Genomic DNA, 13,009 nt, shown 5'->3' on the forward strand with positions numbered 1-13,009 from the left:
CGTGCACGCGCCTTTCCTCGAAGGGCGCCCGCGTGTCGCTGGGCAGGTCTCCTGGCTCACAGGTCTTCGTCCGCGCGCCTTCCCACCAAGACGGCAGTGGCGTCGCGGCTGGCTCGACAGAGCCCGCTTTCCTGTTCACAGTGGCGGGACCGCGCCGGATTCTCACCGGCTTCCCTATTCTCTTCGCCGCGTTGCCGCGCGAAGCACCCAGCGACCTGGATCGACTTCCATCGTAGATGCGGGCGGATGGCTTGTCAAACGGCGCGCGTGTCACAAGACGCGGTTGACAGACGTCTATAGGAAAGAAGGAGGTCATGCGCATGTGGGGAAAGATTGCGTCGCTTGCCATCTGCCTCGCGGCAAGTCTCCCTGTCGCGGCTGCGGCTGACGGCGCTCTAGGCTCGGGCCCCCTCCGAGCGAGCGTGAGCCCATCTTCGTCCCACCCGCCGATTCCTACGGTGCAGGACATGCGCAACGTGTCCATCACCGCAGGCCTGGCGGGACTCGGGTATGAGCCCATCCACCCCGCCCAAGTCGAGGCGGAAATCGCGGAATGGATGAGGCAGGCCCGCCCCGTGCAGGTGAACATCCCGAAGCTTCCGGGCCCGCCCATCGTCGTGAATGCCAATGTGGGTCCTCCCGAGGTGTTTCTCCAACTCGCGTCCGGCGCGACCGCCACGCTCGTGCCGATCACCTATTTCTCAGGCCGGGGCGAACCGCTGTCCAAGTTCATTCAGCACGTGCCAGACGTCGTGACGTTCACCGAAGGATCGCACACGTGGTACCTGAGGTCCGCGCCGCTTTACGCCTGGCTCATGGACGGCGGCTGGCAGCGCGAGTTCCAGCTGGCGCATTGACTCCATGCATAAGAGGCCCCGGGCGGAACCAGCCTGAGCCTCAACGCTCGCCGGCAAAGTTCGCGCCTCGCGCCGCTTGACCGTCACTTGCCGTCGCGAAAGACGACGGGGCTGTGCTCGTACGCGATCTCGTCCACGCCCGCGCGCGCGTTTGCCGCTCGGGCCATGACAAACAACAAATCCGACAAGCGGTTCAGAAAGCGCAGAGCCGCTTCCGGCACGGGTTCTTCCGCGGCGAGGCGCCACGCCTCGCGCTCTGCGCGCCGAACGACCGTGCACGCCAAATGGAGCGCCGCCCCTGCGGGGCTTCCCTGGCGGAGCACAAATTGGGTGAGCGGTGGCCCCTCTTCCTGATACTTGTCGATGAGGGGTTCAAGGTCATCCGCCCACGACGCGCCCACCTTGGGCACGTAATCCTTCGCGGAAGGCGGCGCCGCCAAATCCGCGCCCACGTCCCACAAGCGCTGCTGCAACCAGACGGCGAGACGGCGCATGTCCGACAGCCGCTCATCCTGCATCAGACTCGTGGCGAGCCCAAGCGCCGCGCACGCCTCGTCCACCGCCCCGTACGCTTCGATGCGCCTGTCGCCCTTGTGCCTGCGCTCGCCGCCGATGAGGGCGGTGGTGCCGCGATCGCCCCCGCGCGTGTACAACCTCATTCCACATCCCTCCCTGACCTTGCTCGTTCCGAAAAGATGGCGGTGCCCTCGAGCACGTCGAGCCCAGCCCTCAGGATGGGCCACGCCATGAGCGCGCCCGATCCCTCGCCCACGCGAAGGCCGAGATCGAGGAGCGGGCGTTTGCGGAGCTCGCCAAGCAACAGCGCGTGCGCGGGTTCGGGCGACAGATGGCCCGCAATCAGGTAGTCGCGGACGCCCGGCCGCGTGCGTTCCGCCCAGAGGGCGCAGGCGCCGACGAGCACGCCGTCCAGAAGGACCGGCAGCCCGATGGCGGCGGCCTCGAGCACGGCACCGCAGATGGACGCCAGTTCCAGGCCGCCCAGGTGCGCGAGCCCTGCCAGCCAGCGCGCGTCTCCCTGCGGGAACGACGGTGCGCGATCGCGCCACACGCTGAGGGCGGTGCGCACCACCAGACGCTTCTCGGCGAGCGCCTGCTCGTGAATGCCCGTGCCCGTCCCGACGACGAGATCGACATCGACGCCGAGGAGCCAGGCGGAGAGCGCGCTGGCCGCGGTCGTGTTGCCGATGCCCATCTCGCCGAGGATCACGAGATCCGCGCCGTCCTCGCGTGCGTCGCGCACGGCCTGCATGCCAATCCGAATCGCCGCCGCGCACTCGTCGAGCGTCATGGCCGGCCCGCGCGTGAAGTCGCGGGTGCCCGCGGCCACCTTGCACCGCCGAACGTCCGGATGGCTGGGCGTGGACACCATGCCGACGTCGTAGACGCGCCAAGGGACCCCGAACGATCTCGCCAATACGGTGGATACGCTGCGGCCGGAGGCGATGTGGTTCACCATCTCCTCGGTCACGTGTTGGCCGTAGCGAGAGATGGGGCGGTCCTTGGCGACGCCGTGATCGCCCGCGAAGAGCAGAAAGAACGGGCGGCGGACGCGCGGATGCTCCGTGGTTTGGATGGCCGCGATGTCGCAAAGCACGGGTTCGAGGGAGCCGAGGCTGCCGGTAGGTTTCGCGAGCGCGTCGAGCCGCGCCTGAAGCTTCGCCCGCCAAGACGGATCGACGTGGCGCGGCGAGGGCAGATGGAGGTCTGTTTGCGCCAAGCTCTCCACTCCTCCGCTTGATGTCTTCCTCCGATGTACCAGAACGGACCGGGATGCGCAATGGTGCGGCGCGAAATCGACAGATGGCGTGTGAGTTTCGTCGGAGTTGTGGTAGAATAGCTTAGGGAGATGATCGTCATGGGCAACCATGAGCAGATTTGCCCCCGATTCGAATGGGCGTTTGCGTTGCTCGGCAAGCGCTGGACCGGGCTTATCATTCGCGTCTTGCTCGAGGGACCCAAGCGCTTTAAAGATATCTCGGATATGATTCCCAACATGAGCGACCGCATGTTGGCCGAGCGATTCAAAGAGCTCGAGCGAGCCGGCCTGGTCGTTCGGCGGGTGTACGCAGAGACGCCCGTGCGGATTGTGTACGAGTTGACGCCGAAGGGCGAGGCGCTTCGCCCGGTCATGGAAGCTGTCCAGAAGTGGGGCGACGAGTGGGTCACCGACTCGGATTGCGATGAATATCAGCGCCGATACAAGTGTTCATCGCGAGATCGCGCACTGTAGAGCATACAAGACGAGGTTTTCGCGCAGGCTGTCGCCAGGGCATCCGCCCATGGGACAGCCTCTGTCGTGTGAGCGAAACCTGGCGTCGGCGAAGATGGCAGGAGTTCTGCGAGGAGTGAGACGCGTGAGCGCGTATGGAATCCCGAGCCGCCTGCAGGTGCTCGGCTCCGACATCGACCGATCACAGTTGAAATATCACGACCGCCGGGTGGCCGTGACGAAGGAATTCACGTTTGACGCGGCCCATCACCTTCACGCCTACGACGGGAAGTGCGCCAATCTTCACGGCCACACGTACAAGCTCGTGATCACCGTGAGCGGGCGCGTGAACGACATCGGCATTGTCGTGGACTTCGGCGATTTGAAGCGCCTGTTCGACGAGGTGATCAAGCGCCGACTGGATCACCAATACCTGAATGAGGTCCTGCCGCCGATGAACACGACGGCGGAGAACATGATCGTCTGGATATGGGAAGAGTTGGAGCGTGCGCTTGAGGCGTACGGACGAGATCGCGACGTGCGGCTCGAGCGGCTCGAGCTGTACGAGACACCGACGAGCCGGGCGTCGCTCGAACGGGCGTGGATGTCGTGAGCGGTGACGCTTTCGTGCGCGCGCCGTGGGAGGAAGCCTACGAAGAGGCGAAGCGCGGCGATCCCGGCCAGATCTCGCTGCCCATGGTCGAGATCTTTGAAACCGTCGAGGGCGAGGGAACGCGGGCGGGCTTCCCCACCACCTTCGTGCGGGTGTTCCACTGCAATCTGCGCTGCACGTGGTGCGACACGCCGTACAGCTATGCGCCGGAGCGCCCGGCCTTTCATGCGACGCTTCGGGAGATCGCCGAGCAGGTCGAGGCGTTTGGCTGGCCGAACGTGTGCCTCACGGGCGGCGAGCCCCTGATCCATCGGCACAAGTCGCAGTTGCTCATTGAGGCCATCGCGGGCATCCCATCCGTTCGGGACGTGCACGTCGAGACGAACGGCGCCATCGACGTGCGCCCGTACGTCCGGTTGCGCGACGCCTCGGCCCGGCTGCGCGACGTGGTGCGGTTCATCGTCGACTACAAGCTGCCCGCGAGCGGAGAAGAGAGCCGCATGATCGGCGAGCACCTGACGTCCTTGTCCGAGCGGGACGAGGTGAAATTTGTGATCGCCGACGAGCGCGACTTCGCGCGCGCCCTGGAGGTCATGGAGGCCCATCCCACGCGAGCGACCATCCTGATGAGCCCGGTGTGGGAGACCATGCCGCCTCGGGATCTCGTGGCGCTCATCCTGAAGCATCGCCTGCGCGACGTGAAGCTGAGCCTGCAGCTGCACAAGGTCATCTGGGATCCGAACGCGCGCGGGGTGTAAAGAAGGAGGCCGGATCGTGCTCATCCTGTTTGACGCATATGGAACGCTCTTCGACTGGCACGGCGGCATGGCACAGGCCCTGGCCCAAGAAGGCGTTGAAGTCGATGAAGCCGCCCGGCTCGCGGCGGAAATTCGCGGCGTCCAGCTCCAACTGGCGTGGCATGCGGCCCTCACCGAAGCCTACCGCGACTTCGACCGCGTGACGCGCGACGCGGTGGCGCACGTCTTGCAGGGGCGCTTCGAACCAGAGACCCTGGAGCGAATCGCCCGCGCGCAGGACCACCTGCCTCTGTTCCCCGACGTCGCGGAAGGCCTCAATCGGCTTCGCGGCGAGCAACTCGCCATCCTGTCGAACGGCACGCTGCGCGCGCTCCAGGCGGCCCTGTCCCGGCACGGCCTCCTGTTTGCGTTCGATCACGTCGTGAGCGTGGATCCCGTTCGGACCTACAAACCCGCGCGCCGCGCTTACCAACATGCGCTTCAGGTCCTTAAAGCGGAGAAGCGGGACGTCGTGTTCGTGTCGAGCAACGACTGGGACGCCGCCGCCGCGGAACACTTCGGATTTCGCGCCTGTCACCTCAACCGAACCGACGGCCGCGCACTGCCCTATGGGCGCGCGCCGCACGCGGTCATTCGGTCGATGGCCGAGCTCCCCCATCTCCTCTCGTCCATCCGGACACCATGAAGCGAGCTGCCAACGGACATCCCGTTGGCAGCTCGTTCTCGTTCGCCGCCTGTTTACGCGCGGCCCGCGAGGCTTTGCTCCGCGTACGCCACGAGGCGCTTCGTGATCTCGCCACCCACCGAGCCGTTCTGGCGGGAGGTGGTGTCCGGGCCAAGGTTGACCCCGAACTCCGTCGCGATCTCGTACTTCATCTGATCCAGCGCCTTCGAAGCCTGCGGAACGAGCGTGCGATTGCTACCCGAGTTGTTTGCCATCTTGCATTCCCTCCTTATGTGGTGGTGATGACACCTGTAGTGTGACCGGGCCATTCGACCGTATGCTCCGCGCGGCGCGCCAAATGTTGACTCGGCTGGCGTTGCGATTGCCTCGAAGAGGCTGTACATTGGATTGAAATGAAGTCAAATCGCCAAGCTGTGGATGTGAGAAGAATCGATGTCGAATCGCGTGGCCATCGTCGATCTCGGATCGAACTCGTGCCGAATGTCCATTTTCGAGATCGACGGGGAATCGTATCGCCCCGTGTATGAAGTGAAGCAGAACGTCCGACTGGCCGAGGGCATGACGGGCAACCGCCGGTTGACCGACGCAAGCGTGGAACGCGCCATCGCCTGTCTGCGCCAGTTCGTGCGGCAAGGCGCGCTGCACGACGTCGACGAATGGATGCCGGTTGCGACTGCGGCGCTTCGCCAGGCGGAGAACGGCGACGACGTGAGGCGGAAGATCGAACAGGACACTGGCCTGCGTTTTCGCATTCTCACGGGCGAAGAGGAGGCCCGGTATGGGTTTCTCGGCGTGGTCAACACCATGCCGATTCAAAATGCCGTCATTTTCGATATCGGTGGAGCGTCGAGCGAAATCGCCCTCATGCGGGACCGCGCGCTGATACGGGCGGCGAGCCTGCCTTACGGGGCGCTCAACCTCCGCGAGATGTTCGGCAGATACGGGGAGCAGGCGTGCGTGAGAATGGCGAGCGACCGGGCAGCGGAGGCGCTCGCAGAGCATGCGTGGGTGCAGGAAGGCGAACTGCTTCCGCTCATTGGGCTCGGCGGGACGGCGCGCGCCTTGGCGAAGCTGTTTCTGGCGGAGACGCACCGGAAGACGCCGCGGCTGCACGGCTTTGAGCTGCCGGCCTCGTACGTCGAGGTTAAACTTAAACAGCTTCAGCAAATGAGCGTCAACAAGCGGCGCAAAATGAAGGGCATTGCAAAGCACCGGGCGGAGATCATCACCACGGGACTCGCCGTATTGGCCACGTTCGTTCGGACCCTGAAGCCCCCCTCGCTCTTCGTCAGCCGATGCGGCATTCGAGAAGGGCTGTTGTTCGAACGAATGCTCGGGTCTGCCGATCCGGTGGTACCGTCGGTGCTCGAGTTCAGCGTCCGGAATTTCCAGCGCCACTTTCGGATCGATCGCGCCGCAGCGGGCGCTGTCGCCGACATGGCCATGCGGCTCGGCGCGGAGCTGTCTCAGCGGCTCAACCTCGACGCGAGCGACAGGCTGGTCCTGTGGACCGCGGCTCAGCTCGAAGGCGCGGGCGCGTTTGTCCACCCCGAGCGATGGCGCGATCACGCCGCGTATCTGGTGCTTCACTCGGACCTGTACGGACTCAGACCCGCCGAGTGGCAGCTCGTGGCTCAGGTCGTCCGCTTCGATCACCGAGACCCGCGCGCCAAGAAATTGTCGCTTTTGCTCCGCCTCTCGAGGTGGCTCGCGCTGGAGTTGGGCGTCGAGCCGCACGAGGTGTCGAGGGTCAAAGGCGGCGAGATCCAGATTGAAACCGGCCGCAGGATTCAAGACATCGCGGAGGACACGGCGGACGCAAAGGTGGCGGACGACATTCGCAAGGCGCTTCAGATCACGTGCAGCTTTCGCGAATCGGGCTCCGCGGCCCTCAGTTCCGCTCGCTGAGCGGCCGCGCGCAGCAAAAACGCAAAGGCGGAGCGCCTGACGACAGGTGCTCCGCCCTTTTCATTCGCCCTCGCCCATCTTGTCGTGGACGCCGAGCGGCGTCTTTCGCTTCTCCTTGAGAAACACCCAAATCAAAAGCGCCAGCCCCACGGCGACCGATACGAGCGCCGTCCACTGTGCGGCATCCCAGCCAAAGGCGCCGCGGGGCGAGTCTCCACGCAGCATCTCCAAAAAGAAACGACACACGTTGTAGGCCACGAGATAGTAGGCAAATGGAAAGCCGAGCGGCCAGCCCTTTTTGCGCTGCAAGATCACGAACAACAGCGCGAACAGGGCGACGTCCACCATGCCCTCCCACGTCACCGCGGGCCACAGGGGCTGGCTTCCGTAGGTCTCGTACGCGAGCGTGCCCGGCGGATACACCTCGCCGAAGCCCTTGTGTGTCGGCGCGCCAAACGCACTGCCGTTCATAAAGTCGGCATCCCGCCCGATGCTCTGTCCCAAGAGGATCCCCGGCGTGGCAATGTCCGCGAAATGCAGGAAACTCAAGCGATGCCTGCGCAGATACCAGATGGCCGCCACCAGCGCGCCCGCAATCCCACCCTGAATGGACAGGCCGCCGTTCCACACCTGGACAATCTGCCCGGGATGCGCAGAGTAGTAGCCCCAGTCGAAAAAGAAGACCTGCCAAAACCGGGCACCCACAATGCCGCCCACGAGAAGCCAGGGCGCGAGCCCCCACCAGTGGTCCGCATCTCCAGGATTGCCTCGGATTTTCGCGAGATAAAGGGTCACACCGAGGCCGAGCAGAAACGCGAGCGCAAAAATCGTGCTGTATGAGCGAACCGGGAAGGAGCCAATGAAGAACCAGTACGAGTGCACAGCCGCTGCACATCCTTTGCCACGAACATCTGTCCAATGGACTCTGTAGACAGCCTACCGGTTCATGGCCAGCGCGTCAACGGCGCGCCCTACGACCACCCGGTGGTGTCAAGCGCCCGGCCGATGACCTGAAAGCGCCTCCGGTGCAGGCGAATGCGCGAAGCATCCAGCCTACGCCCTTCACCCGACGCGGGCGGCAGATCGCAATGCCCCGGCCTTTGCGCGGTGTGCGCTTCCCCGGCAGGACGAGGGCGCATCAGCGCGACGAGATGAAGATCCAACAGTTGGCTGAGGCGAATGACTTCGCTGTCCTGCAGGCTGCGGGCCTCGGCGGCGCGCTCCATCATCTTTTTTCGCAGATGTTCAATGAGGTCCGTCGTCTGTCCTTTTTCTGACATACTATCCCCCTACCCCAAACGACAGCCAAGCACCAACGCTCACCATTATACGACGTCCGTCGGACGCGATCGCGGAGGAATGTAGACAAAATCGTGGCGATTTTGTCGATCTGCATGAGGACCTGTCGAACCGTCACGCTTGAGCCTGGCGCTTGCGGACGCGGCCGCTGAGATCGTACGGTGTCACCTGATACACGCAGTAGTTCAACCAGTTCGCGAACAGCAGGTTGGCGTGGGCTCGCCAGCGATTGAGCGGCGCTTGGGTGGGATCATCGCCTGGGAAATAGTTCTTGGGTAGCTGGATCTCCATTCCGCGCTGGACGTCCCGCTCGTACTCCTCCGCGAGCGTCGTCGCGTCATACTCGGGGTGGCCGGTCACAAAAATCTGGCTCGCGTCCGGTGTCGCGGCGAGATACAGGCCCGCCTCGGACGACGTGGACAAAATTTGCAGTTCGGGCACGCGCGCGACGTCTTCGATGGCGACGTCCGTATGGCGGGAATGCGGCGCCAGAAAGCGATCGTCGAATCCGCGCGTCAGGTCGCAGCGTAAATCGACCGTGTGCTCGAACACCCCGAAACACTTCTCCGCAAGCGGCCGCTTCGGAATGCCGTAGTGCCTGTACAGGCCCGCCTGCGCCGCCCAACAGATGTGCAAGGTGGACGTCACCGCCGATCGCGTCCAGTCCAGGATCTCGCACAACTCGTCCCAGTACGTCACTTCTTCAAAGGGAAGGTGCTCAACGGGAGCGCCCGTGATGATCATGCCGTCAAACGCCTGCTCGGACACCTCATCAAACGTCTGATAAAACATCTCCAGGTGCTCAGCCGGCGTATTTTTCGCCACGTGGGAGCGCATGCGCAGGAGCGTGACCTCCACCTGCAGAGGCGAGTTTCCAAGCAGGCGAAGAAGCTGCGTCTCGGTGACCTCTTTTTTCGGCATGAGGTTGAGGATCAAGATTTTGAGAGGACGGATGTCCTGCGTGAACGCCCGCTGATAGCCCATGACAAAGATCTGCTCGGCGGCGAGAATTTCTTTCGCGGGCAGATCGTCCGGCACCTTGATGGGCATGCTGACCCCCACCTTTCCGCGTCTTCGCGCTGTCCTCGGCGTGTATGGCGACACGCACCCACGAACGCAACGCCATCAGTGTAGCACAGGCCTCGACGGCAGCAAAGCGAGGGGTCTCGGGCGAAACACGCCATCATATCCTATCATAGCGCAGGGGGGGATGTCCGGTGTTGTTCGCGGTGGTGATGTGCGTCCTCTGGATGGAGGGCTTCGCTGTGTTCCAAAGCGCCCGGCGACTTGGACGAGGCCCGCTCGCGGGATGGAGCTTCTCGCCCGCTCACCTGATGCGGCTGACCTTCGCTGTGCAGCTCGCCGTGGAACTCGCCTGCCGGAGCAAGGCGCTCGGGGGGACTTCGGCGGCCGCGGTGGGCTGTCTGGCGGGCGTGATCGCACTTCGTCCGCGCTCGCTCCTCGAAATGTCCGAGCTCATGATGGAGGTGTTCATGGGCATTTCCATGGGCATTTTCTTGATTGGCAATATCCCTGCTCACATCGCGTGGCTGCTCCTCCTGCCCATCGCGGTGTCGAGCGGAATGGCCTTTGTAGGCGGCTTACGCGCGACGGCCGTCTCCTAGACGATATCGTGGCGATCCGCCGCCTGGCCCTTTCGAACAGGCGCCGCCGTCCACGCCGGCTTTTCCGCGCGTGCCGCTCGGAGCGCCGGCTGAGGCCGCATGCTCCAGTACAACAAGGCGACCACGACGGATCCAATTGAAACGACGAGCGGGACGTACGAGCCCATCACCACCGCCTCAATGACGAGATAGCTCGCGAGCATCGCGACGAGCGGCGAAACCAGCCACGTCTTGAGGATGGTCCGAACCACCTTCTGGCGCCACACATCGAGTCCGATGTGCGATTGACCGACGCCGAAGATGGCGAGCGTCGTCGCCTGAACCTGGGGCACAGGGATGCCGCCGAGCGCGGCAGCCAGGACCAAGCTCGCGCTGGTGACCGAGACCACAATGCCTTGAAGCACAGACAGATTGGTGATCCGCTTAGCATTGGTCTCGAGCACGCGCCCGCCAAGCGCAAACGCGCCCAGGGCGACAAACAGCGCACCCCAGTACAGGCCGGCGTGCACGGTCAACACGTGGGACGCGACGAGGGGTCCGACCGCGTTGGCGACGTTGTGCATACCGGCAGAGAACGCCTCGTAGCATCCAGAGGCGAGAAGAACCACGTGCAGCGCGGCTGCCACCGCGCGCCCGCGCTTGCCGACCCACGGGTCGAGCCTGCGCGCGATGAGGCCGAGCAGATACGAAAGCACCATCGACAGGAAGGGGACCACGAGCCACATGGACACGATGAACGCCAACCGGCCTGTGTGCACGTGCCCGACCGCGAGTCCCGCCCCCACCACGGCTCCGACCGTCACCTCGCTCGTCGACAGCGGCACGCCGACGACGTTGGAGATAAACAGCGTCGCGCACGCGGCGGCCAGGACGATGAGCGTGATTTCGACCGTCACGAGCCGCGACGGGACAATCCCGTTCGAGATGGTGGAAACCACCCTGCCGCCTCCCAGGGTCGCCCCGAGGAACGCGAACACGGAGACGAGAAAGAGCGCCATCCACTTCCGGCGAACCGCCCCGGCACCGTACGCGGCGCCCATGGAGGCCGCTGTACCGCTCGCCCCGATATTGGCTGCGAAAAACATGGCGACCAGCCAAGCCGCTAAGACCATCCCGCATCCCTCTTTCCACACTCGCCGCTCGCCGGCGCCTAAAACATAGTAATCATTATTATTAAGTCGGAATTAGTGTATCAGAACGGTTTTGCTTATGCAATGGGCAGCGGGCGATCTCGGCGGCTCACCCGCCGAGATCGTCCTGCCAATCGTCCGCAGGTTTGGTCGTCACGATGGACGTGATGCGGTTGTCGTCGTCCACCAGGACCACGGCCGCCCTGAAGGTCTCCCATTCCGCCTCGTCCACCCACGCGAGCGACAAGACGATGACGCGATCGCCTGGCTGAAAGTGGCGCGCCGGCGGACCGTTGAGGCAGACGATGCCGGATCCCTCATCTCCGGGAATGGCGTACGTCGACCACAGAACGCCGTTTTCCAGGTTGGTGATCTGCACCATCTCGTACGGGCGAATGCGCGCGGCCCGCATGAGGACGGGATCGAGCGTGATGCTGCCCACGTAGTTGAGATCCGCCTGCGTGACGCGAACGCGGTGGAGCTTGCCTTTGCACATCTGCCGCAGCACGGGACACCCTCCTCGCACATGGTCGCTTCAGCATACGCGAGAAGGGCACATCCGCATGCCGGCCGTTGTGTCGGGCCCCTCAAGCGACTGGCCGGGAAGCGTTTGCGCCGCCCGCCCCCGTGGCGTTCCCCGTGGCGTTCCCCGTGGCGTTCCCCGTGGCGTTCCCCGTGGCGTTCCCCGTGGCGTTCCCCGTGGCGTTCCCCGTGGCGTTCCCCGTGGCGTTCCCCGTGGCGTTCCCGGGGTTGGGCGATCCCGTCGGCTGCCACGCGATGGGGCCCATGCCGAACGTGGACACGAGTTCGTCGAACAACAGTCGCCCCGCGAGAACGTGCCCGGCCTCATTCGGATGCCAGGCGTCCCCATAGTACATTGTCCACGTTTGATGATGAGCTTCCATATACAGCGTCATGTCGCGGTTCAAGTCGAGATAGTAGACGTCCGGGTTGTCAAACGAGGCGACGACGTCGCTCTCCACCTGCATGTACGCCTCGTCCTCGGCGTGATTGTACGTCGCGGTGGCTTTGGTGACCGGTGAAGTGACCACGAGCACCACCGCGTGCTGCGCGAGCGCTTCCTCGATTTCGTCCGCGATGGCTTGCCGAAACGCCTCCAACGGCGTCTTGTCGTAGATATCGTTGAGAAGCCCCCACGAGAGGACGACCACCTGAGGCCGATCTTCCTCCAGCCATGCCTGGTACTTGCCGTCTCGGTCAAGCGTCACCGGCGATCCGCCGACCACCGTCCGATCGTCGTACGTGTACGTGGTGTCCGTCGAGGCCGACAGCGCGGCGAAGGCGCGGCGGAGGTAGCTGTCGTCGTGAGGATCCTTCCACCCGTGCGCCATGGATCCGCCGACGACCATCACCTTCTCCGTCGTCAACCGAGCCGACAAGGCGGCCGTGCCGTCGGCCGCGAGCACGCTCGTGTCCCGGCTCTGCAGCCACCCCACGCACCATCCGCCCACGGCCAAAAGCGCGCCCGAAGCGACCCATCCGAGCCGCCGACGCCACGCGTGAGCGCGCCTGGCGACCGGAAGGATGGCCTGCCTTCGCCTCATGTCGGCCTCACCCTCTCTGCATCATCCCTCGCTCTCCTCCGTGATACCACACGTTCGTTGAAATGCGTTCAAAACTTCACATCACGGGGCCGTGATCGTCGCAATGCGCCCGGTCGATGATCCGGCAGATGTGGTCCCGGCCCACGACGTCGTCGTCGAACGTCACAACCGCAATCTGATCGGCCAGATCCACGTCGAAGTGGCGCACGCCTTCCACCGCATGCAGCGCCACGGAGACCTTGTTCGCGCACAGGGGACACGTGGCGTCGCGAAGCGTCAGCGTTGACAAGGTCATCTTTCCGCCTCCTCCCTTGCCTTCGCCCTTAGCTTGAATCGACG

The 13,009-nt window shown here is 64.4% G+C and carries 17 protein-coding genes and 1 riboswitch; of the genes, 7 read left to right on the forward strand and 10 right to left on the reverse strand.

Translation table 11 applies throughout. The annotated features are described in order from the left end of the window. Positions 1–24 precede the first annotated feature (24 nt). A riboswitch (cobalamin riboswitch) is annotated at positions 25–226 on the reverse strand. A 94-nt stretch (positions 227–320) separates the two neighbouring features. Continuing rightward, positions 321–857 carry a hypothetical protein gene (locus tag AACI_RS09605; RefSeq protein WP_012811235.1) on the forward strand — a complete coding sequence of 179 codons (537 nt, stop codon included), beginning with the start codon at positions 321–323 and terminating at the stop codon, positions 855–857. Between the two features lie 83 nt (positions 858–940). Here the strand turns inward: AACI_RS09605 and AACI_RS09610 are convergent, their stop codons facing one another. Both AACI_RS09610 and cobT read right to left on the reverse strand, forming a co-directional pair. Then, a complete protein-coding gene (locus AACI_RS09610; RefSeq protein WP_012811236.1) occupies positions 941–1,516 on the reverse strand; it encodes a cob(I)yrinic acid a,c-diamide adenosyltransferase in 576 nt (191 codons plus the stop codon). Further along, entirely contained in the window at positions 1,513–2,604 is a 1,092-nt protein-coding gene (cobT, locus tag AACI_RS09615) for a nicotinate-nucleotide--dimethylbenzimidazole phosphoribosyltransferase (protein WP_245530534.1), read from the reverse strand. The genes AACI_RS09610 and cobT overlap by 4 nt, the downstream gene beginning before the upstream one ends. Before the next feature lie 120 nt (positions 2,605–2,724). On the opposite strand from cobT, the gene AACI_RS09620 reads away from it, so the two are divergent. The 4 genes from AACI_RS09620 to AACI_RS09635 all read left to right on the forward strand — a co-directional run bounded on the left by AACI_RS09620 (position 2,725) and on the right by AACI_RS09635 (position 5,143). Then, positions 2,725–3,108 (forward strand): winged helix-turn-helix transcriptional regulator, encoded by a 384-nt coding sequence (locus tag AACI_RS09620; RefSeq protein ID WP_394295636.1) that lies wholly within the window; start codon positions 2,725–2,727, stop codon positions 3,106–3,108. 124 nt (positions 3,109–3,232) lie between these two features. After that, positions 3,233–3,700, forward strand: a complete 468-nt coding sequence (queD, locus tag AACI_RS09625; protein ID WP_012811238.1) for a 6-carboxytetrahydropterin synthase QueD — start codon at positions 3,233–3,235, stop codon at positions 3,698–3,700. Next, complete coding sequence (locus AACI_RS09630) at positions 3,697–4,458, forward strand: 7-carboxy-7-deazaguanine synthase QueE (RefSeq protein ID WP_012811239.1); 762 nt, start codon at positions 3,697–3,699, stop codon at positions 4,456–4,458. Before queD ends, AACI_RS09630 begins: the two co-directional genes overlap by 4 nt. A gap of 16 nt (positions 4,459–4,474) precedes the next feature. Then, positions 4,475–5,143, forward strand: a complete 669-nt coding sequence (locus AACI_RS09635) for a haloacid dehalogenase type II (RefSeq protein WP_012811240.1) — start codon at positions 4,475–4,477, stop codon at positions 5,141–5,143. Between the two features lie 53 nt (positions 5,144–5,196). Here AACI_RS09635 and AACI_RS09640 read toward each other — a convergent pair whose 3' ends face one another. Continuing rightward, on the reverse strand, positions 5,197–5,397 hold the full coding sequence (locus AACI_RS09640; protein ID WP_008337062.1) for an alpha/beta-type small acid-soluble spore protein: 201 nt from the start codon (positions 5,395–5,397) through the stop codon (positions 5,197–5,199). 178 nt (positions 5,398–5,575) lie between these two features. Between AACI_RS09640 and AACI_RS09645 the strand changes: the two genes are divergently transcribed. Then, positions 5,576–7,051 (forward strand): Ppx/GppA phosphatase family protein, encoded by a 1,476-nt coding sequence (locus AACI_RS09645; protein ID WP_012811241.1) that lies wholly within the window; start codon positions 5,576–5,578, stop codon positions 7,049–7,051. Between the two features lie 60 nt (positions 7,052–7,111). Here AACI_RS09645 and lgt read toward each other — a convergent pair whose 3' ends face one another. From lgt to metA, 3 genes are all read right to left on the reverse strand, one after another. Beyond that, positions 7,112–7,933 carry a prolipoprotein diacylglyceryl transferase gene (gene lgt / locus AACI_RS09650; RefSeq protein WP_012811242.1) on the reverse strand — a complete coding sequence of 274 codons (822 nt, stop codon included), beginning with the start codon at positions 7,931–7,933 and terminating at the stop codon, positions 7,112–7,114. 89 nt (positions 7,934–8,022) lie between these two features. Beyond that, positions 8,023–8,331 carry an aspartyl-phosphate phosphatase Spo0E family protein gene (locus AACI_RS09655; RefSeq protein ID WP_012811243.1) on the reverse strand — a complete coding sequence of 103 codons (309 nt, stop codon included), beginning with the start codon at positions 8,329–8,331 and terminating at the stop codon, positions 8,023–8,025. Between the two features lie 133 nt (positions 8,332–8,464). Next, entirely contained in the window at positions 8,465–9,400 is a 936-nt protein-coding gene (gene metA / locus AACI_RS09660) for a homoserine O-acetyltransferase MetA (RefSeq protein WP_012811244.1), read from the reverse strand. 167 nt (positions 9,401–9,567) lie between these two features. Between metA and AACI_RS09665 the strand changes: the two genes are divergently transcribed. Beyond that, entirely contained in the window at positions 9,568–9,975 is a 408-nt protein-coding gene (locus AACI_RS09665) for a hypothetical protein (protein WP_012811245.1), read from the forward strand. Here AACI_RS09665 and AACI_RS09670 read toward each other — a convergent pair. The 4 genes from AACI_RS09670 to AACI_RS09685 form a co-directional block, all read right to left on the reverse strand. After that, complete coding sequence (locus AACI_RS09670) at positions 9,972–11,087, reverse strand: inorganic phosphate transporter (RefSeq protein ID WP_012811246.1); 1,116 nt, start codon at positions 11,085–11,087, stop codon at positions 9,972–9,974. The genes AACI_RS09665 and AACI_RS09670 overlap by 4 nt on opposite strands. 127 nt (positions 11,088–11,214) lie before the next feature. After that, positions 11,215–11,613, reverse strand: coding sequence for an aspartate 1-decarboxylase (panD, locus tag AACI_RS09675; RefSeq protein ID WP_012811247.1), 399 nt, complete (start codon positions 11,611–11,613; stop codon positions 11,215–11,217). Between the two features lie 79 nt (positions 11,614–11,692). Continuing rightward, positions 11,693–12,670: an SGNH/GDSL hydrolase family protein gene (locus tag AACI_RS15615; protein WP_012811248.1), complete on the reverse strand. Its 978-nt coding sequence runs from the start codon at positions 12,668–12,670 to the stop codon at positions 11,693–11,695. A gap of 76 nt (positions 12,671–12,746) precedes the next feature. After that, entirely contained in the window at positions 12,747–12,965 is a 219-nt protein-coding gene (locus AACI_RS09685; protein WP_012811249.1) for a heavy-metal-associated domain-containing protein, read from the reverse strand. Between the last annotated feature and the right edge of the window lie 44 nt (positions 12,966–13,009).

The sequence above is a fragment of the Alicyclobacillus acidocaldarius subsp. acidocaldarius DSM 446 genome (genome assembly GCF_000024285.1).
Classification (GTDB): Bacteria; Bacillota; Bacilli; order Alicyclobacillales; family Alicyclobacillaceae; genus Alicyclobacillus; species Alicyclobacillus acidocaldarius.